Origin of the sequence: Vibrio sp. Vb1980 (assembly GCF_033338615.1) — a bacterium.
GTDB classification, from domain to species: Bacteria; Pseudomonadota; Gammaproteobacteria; order Enterobacterales; family Vibrionaceae; genus Vibrio; species Vibrio alginolyticus.
This window is the reverse complement of record NZ_JAWOSZ010000046.1, coordinates 1-1,895: the sequence shown is the minus strand read 5'-3', so window position 1 is coordinate 1,895 and position 1,895 is coordinate 1. Positions and strand designations below refer to the sequence as shown.

2 protein-coding genes are annotated in these 1,895 nt (G+C 39.9%); both read left to right on the top strand.

Features of this window, described 5'->3' with window-relative positions:
• Window positions 1–215 precede the first annotated feature (215 nt).
• Complete coding sequence (locus R7F64_RS23685) at window positions 216–911, top strand: hypothetical protein (RefSeq protein WP_047102730.1); 696 nt, start codon at window positions 216–218, stop codon at window positions 909–911.
• A 700-nt stretch (window positions 912–1,611) separates the two neighbouring features.
• Entirely contained in the window at window positions 1,612–1,833 is a 222-nt protein-coding gene (locus tag R7F64_RS23680; RefSeq protein ID WP_318072128.1) for a hypothetical protein, read from the top strand.
• Window positions 1,834–1,895 lie beyond the last annotated feature (62 nt).

The following is a 1,895-nucleotide window of genomic DNA, read 5'->3' as shown; positions in this document are numbered from 1 at the left end:
ACCAGATAGAAGAACTTTAGTTGCAGCTAAAGTCTGGGTCTCACCTTACCCGATTGGAGTACTTATTATCCATACAAGGCGTTTAAGAGGGATTCTCAACGCTTGGCGGTTTCAGTTCAAAGTTTAGCTTTTGTGTATATAGCACAATAGTTTAAGTTGGGTGGTATAGCGTTGCTCACCCCTTAACGCGGCGTTAACAGTATTAAGGAATTTTCGTGGCTGATTATATAAATAAAAACATTCTTAGTCAGGCGTATATTCACGTTGAGCCAGCGGGAATTGAAACTGAAGAACAGCTTGAAGCGTTCAAAGAAAGCATAAGAGCCTTTGCGTTAAGTCGTACAGAGTTTTTCTTATCTGAAGGGCTTGATATAAATATTGAGTTTGAAGAAAGGTCGATTAAAACGCGAGTAACGGTTATCGGTACATTAATGCTTCTACTACAAGGCATTAGCTCATACAAAGATTTTAGAGAAGGTCTTCAGCTGCTCTACTCGGATTCAAAGTGGTTGTCAGATTCAATCATATCGGAGTCTTTGTTTCAAACCAAAGCAAAACACCATGATGTAATTCGGGTTGAAGCTAGGACTGGAATCATTGGCTATGTTCATAAGGTATTGAATCAGTTAGAAAGAATTAAAAGTGGCGCAAACGGCGCTATGCTTGCTTCCGACATTGTTGAAAAAATTGATGATGTTCAAGATGAACTATCAAAGTTAATGGACAATATCTGCGACTTAGATGATCGCAACTTAGTCGCTAAAGAGTGCAAATGTTTGGTTCAAGAATTGCCAGAGATACCCGTACCTCCGAAAGATAAAACCAATAGCGATCATGCTATCAACGAATATAGACGCAAAAAGTTTACACTCAGCTCCTCTATAAATATTCATGTAATTGTTGAAGAGTAAGGTGAAGGCATACTGTTAACAAACGCTTTAAGACGGATTCGCAACGCTTGGCAGTTTTGGTTTGAATTGGCTTTCGTGTTTACGGTGTAATAATTGATTGTTGTGGTAGCGTAGCTCACCACTTAAGCGGGCGTTAGTAAGGGTTTGGCATCAAAGGTCATAAGTTTTGGTGTTTATCTGTTTTGGCGCTCGTTTTTACACCTTTCAGTTAGTGCCTTTCACGTTCTTTCCGGTGGCACCATATGCGGAGTGTTCGCTTTGATTTCACCGTTTACGGCTTCTAACTCTTAGCCAATTTCTTTGGCGCTTCTTCATTTTCGTTGTGGCTTTTGAGAGAACCTGGATTACTTCTGGTGTGGCTGTTGAAGTACGAGGAAAGAATCCTTTTCTAATTTGAAGCCAGTGAAAGTAGGCCTGTTCAGTGCGTTTTTCTTCTAGCCAACTTTCGTTTCTTAACCGAGTTTAAGTTTTGTAGCGGCCCGTCTCACTTCAGTGTTCAAAGCCTTTCATATCATGCTAGTTTTCAATATCTTGGAGCACATAAATAGAAGTAGCGCATGTACTAACAAATTGCTTAAGAGTGATTCGTAACACGTGGCATTTTCATTATGCGTTGAGTATAGTGATTAAGGCGTAATACTGGATCTTCGGTATTGCGCTACTCACACCTTAACTCGGCGTTAGGCAAAAAGGAAGACATATGGCTATAGAAATAATTGTTGGTGCTGCTGGTGCATCCCTTACACTTCTTGACCTTGTATTAAGGGCTAAAGGGTCATTAATTGCTCCCAAAAAAGATCCTTTCATAAATTACGATACTAGCTATCTGTTAGGTGTTTACTCGGAAGAAACGCCGATTTCTCATTTTATACCTTACAGTGAACTAATAAGCATGTACCCTGAAGGTGGCTTTGTTTCCTAATTCACGTTCAGTTAAAAACGCCCCTAACATGACTAATTGTTAGGCGATCACCATCGTTTCAG

What these genes read in the sequence shown, in the direction of transcription:
- R7F64_RS23680 (WP_318072128.1), top strand. Translation starts at nt 1,612, where the DNA reads ATGGCTATAGAAATAATTGTTGGTGCTGCTGGTGCATCCCTTACACTT.